The organism is Romboutsia sp., assembly GCF_035470145.1.
Classification (GTDB): Bacteria; Bacillota; Clostridia; order Peptostreptococcales; family Peptostreptococcaceae; genus Romboutsia_D.
This window is the reverse complement of sequence record NZ_DATIRC010000420.1, coordinates 1-3009: the sequence shown is the minus strand read 5'-3', so window position 1 is coordinate 3009 and position 3009 is coordinate 1. Positions and strand designations below refer to the sequence as shown.

At 24.8% G+C, this 3009-nt stretch carries 3 protein-coding genes; all 3 read left to right on the top strand.

Features of this window, described 5'->3' with window-relative positions; genetic code table 11:
• Window positions 1-166 precede the first annotated feature (166 nt).
• On the top strand, window positions 167-367 hold the full coding sequence (locus VLM92_RS16585) for a cold-shock protein (RefSeq protein ID WP_325277431.1): 201 nt from the start codon (window positions 167-169) through the stop codon (window positions 365-367).
• A gap of 258 nt (window positions 368-625) precedes the next feature.
• Entirely contained in the window at window positions 626-1957 is a 1332-nt protein-coding gene (locus tag VLM92_RS16580) for an FAD-dependent oxidoreductase (protein WP_325277430.1), read from the top strand.
• 353 nt (window positions 1958-2310) lie between these two features.
• Window positions 2311-3009: alpha/beta hydrolase (locus VLM92_RS16575; protein WP_325277429.1), on the top strand; the 699-nt coding region annotated here is incomplete at its 3' end.

Below are 3009 nucleotides of genomic sequence, written 5' to 3'. Positions count from 1 at the left end.
ACATTGCTCATTTATTAACTATTTGCCTTAATATTCATATTGATATATTCATTACCAAAAAATATTTTCAAAATAGTGTATATTATTTCAAAAAATAGTGTATAATTATATATGTAATAAATAAAAAAAGAAAAGCCTTTATAAAAAGGTTATGGAGAATTAGCAAATGACTAACGGAATAGTAAAATGGTTTAACAATGAAAAAGGTTTTGGATTTATATCAGTAGAAGGTGGAGACGATGTATTCGCACATTTCTCAGCTATACAAACTGATGGATTCAAATCATTAGAAGAAGGACAAAAAGTAAGCTTTAATATAGTTAAAGGTGCTAGAGGACCTCAAGCAGAAAACATAACTATATTATAATATATAGATTGTTTGAAAAAAAGACCTTAAGGTCTTTTTTTTATGCACTAAAAATTTATAGCTATAATATACATATGATAAAGTATAGAAACATAAATTATCTAGGCGGTATTTTTATGAATAAAAAAACACCTAAAAATTGAGGAAAATTTTTTTCAAAAATATAGAATGAAAAATAATTACAAGTTTGTTTAAAGATTAACGCAATGGGTATAAATACCACATGCTAATAAATTGTTAATGTTGGAGGTAGTAAGTATGAAAGTTATAGTTATAGGATGTACGCATGCAGGAACTGCTGCAGTAGTTAATATCAAAGAGAAATACCCACAAAGTGAAATAATAGTTTATGAAAAAAATGACAATTTATCATTCTTATCTTGTGGAATAGCATTAAATGTTGGTAAAGTCATAGATACAACAGAAAAATTATTTTATAATTCACCAGAAAATTTGCAATCTATAGGTGTTAAAACTAATATGAAACATGAAGTTTTAGATATAAATTTTGAAAATAAAGCTATAACAGTTAAAAACTTATTAACTAACGAAGTATTTGAAGATAATTATGATAAATTAGTTCTTACATTAGGTTCTTGGCCAATAGTACCAAACTTTGAAGGTGGTAAATTAGAAAATATAGTTTTATGTAAAAACTATGACCATGCAAAAGATATTATTAAAAGAAGTCAAAATGCTAAAAATGTAGTTATAATCGGTGCTGGATATATTGGTGTAGAACTTGCAGAAGCTTTTGAAATACAAGGTAAAAATACTACATTAATAGATGCAGAAAACAGAATAATGGCTAAGTACTTAGATAAAGAGTTTACAGATGTAGCACAAGCTGAGTTTAAAAACAAAGGTGTTAATTTAGTATTAGATCAAAAAGTTCAAAAATTCGAAGGAATTGATGGTAAATTATCTAAAGTAATAACTGATAAAGGTGAATTTAAAGCTGATTTAGTAATATTATGTATAGGGTTTGCTCCTAATACTAAACTAGTAAAAGGTAAATTAGATACTTTACCTAATGGAGCTATTATAATAGATGAATACATGAGAACTAGTAGAAAAGATGTATTTGCAGCAGGAGATTGTTGTGTAGTTAAGTTTAATCCATCTGAAGATACTAGATATATTCCATTAGCTACAAATGCAATTAGAATGGGTACTTTAATTGGCAAAAACTTAGTAGCTCCAACTCTTAAGTATATGGGAACACAAGGTACTTCAGGAATAAAAATATATGACCAATGTATAGCCTCAACTGGACTTACTGAAGAAGTAGCTAAAAATACAACAAACTTTAACATAGCTTCTGTAACAGTTAAAGATAACTGCAGACCAGAGTTTATGCCAACTTTTGAAGAAGCAACTTTGAAATTAGTATTTGATAAAGATAGTAGAAAAATACTAGGTGGTCAAATTATTTCAAAAATAGATTTGACTCAATATATAAATACTTTATCAGTAATTATACAAAATGAAATGACTATAGAAGAGTTAGCTATGACAGACTTCTTCTTCCAACCACACTTTAATAAACCATGGAGTTTATTAAATATGGCAGCTTTAAAAGCTTTATAAATTAAATATTGATATATTATCCAATTTTTTTAATAACACTTATTATATAGTATGTAACTTAAGTAATAAGAATACAAAAACTCTAATATATTTATTAAATAAAAATATATTAATAATATAAATAATAAAAACGAGCATATAATATATAATAAGAAATAAAAAGACATGATTTTTAAAAATTCATGTCTTTTTATATATAGGAAAACTATTATTTTATATGTTTTTTAAAGTTTGAAATAATTCTTTAAAATATTGTTTAATTAGAATATATGTGTAAATTGATAAAAAGTATATCATTATAGGTTTAAGTTTTATACTTTAATTCAAATCTTATTAAAAGAAAGGTAAATTATATGAGAATATTTAAGTTTAGTAAACTTAAGAGAAAAATAATTAATATCAATAGAACAATAACATATAGTTATATAAAAGATTTTAATATAAAAGGTCAAAATATAAAATATGGTGATGATAAAAGGAATTATTATAAAATATACGAACAAGAAAATAATAAAAATAAAATCAAAGCTACAATATTTTTTGTACATGGAGGTGGTTGGTGGCATGGAAGTCCTTCCTTATATAGCGGCGTTGGGAAGTATTTTTATAAAATGGGATATACTACTATACTTGCTGGATATAGACTAGTACCATTTTATAGATATCCGTGTCAAGTAGAAGATGTATTTAAAGCTTTAAGCCATTATATTAAAAATAATCCTACTGTTAATAATATAATAGTTGCAGGATATTCAGCAGGAGGAGAATTAGCTTCTCATCTTGTATTTGATTACGAAAGACAAGAAAAATATAATATAGATCATAATATTTTAAAGGGATTTATATCTATATCTGGAGTATTAGATTTTCTTAAATGTACATCAACTTATTCTAAGATATTAATTAACAATTATGTGTATAAAGGAAAAATAGATAAAGCAAATCCAATAAATTTACTCAATAAAGAAGTTAATATACCTATAATGTGCATACATGGAGAGTGTGATTCTCTTATAGATATTAACACTTCAATTTCTTTTATAGAGAAAGTT

Bases quoted from the DNA above. Each gene is read 5' to 3' on its own strand.
- VLM92_RS16585 (WP_325277431.1), top strand. From the start codon at position 167: ATGACTAACGGAATAGTAAAATGGTTTAACAATGAAAAAGGTTTTGGA.
- VLM92_RS16580 (WP_325277430.1), top strand. From the start codon at position 626: ATGAAAGTTATAGTTATAGGATGTACGCATGCAGGAACTGCTGCAGTA.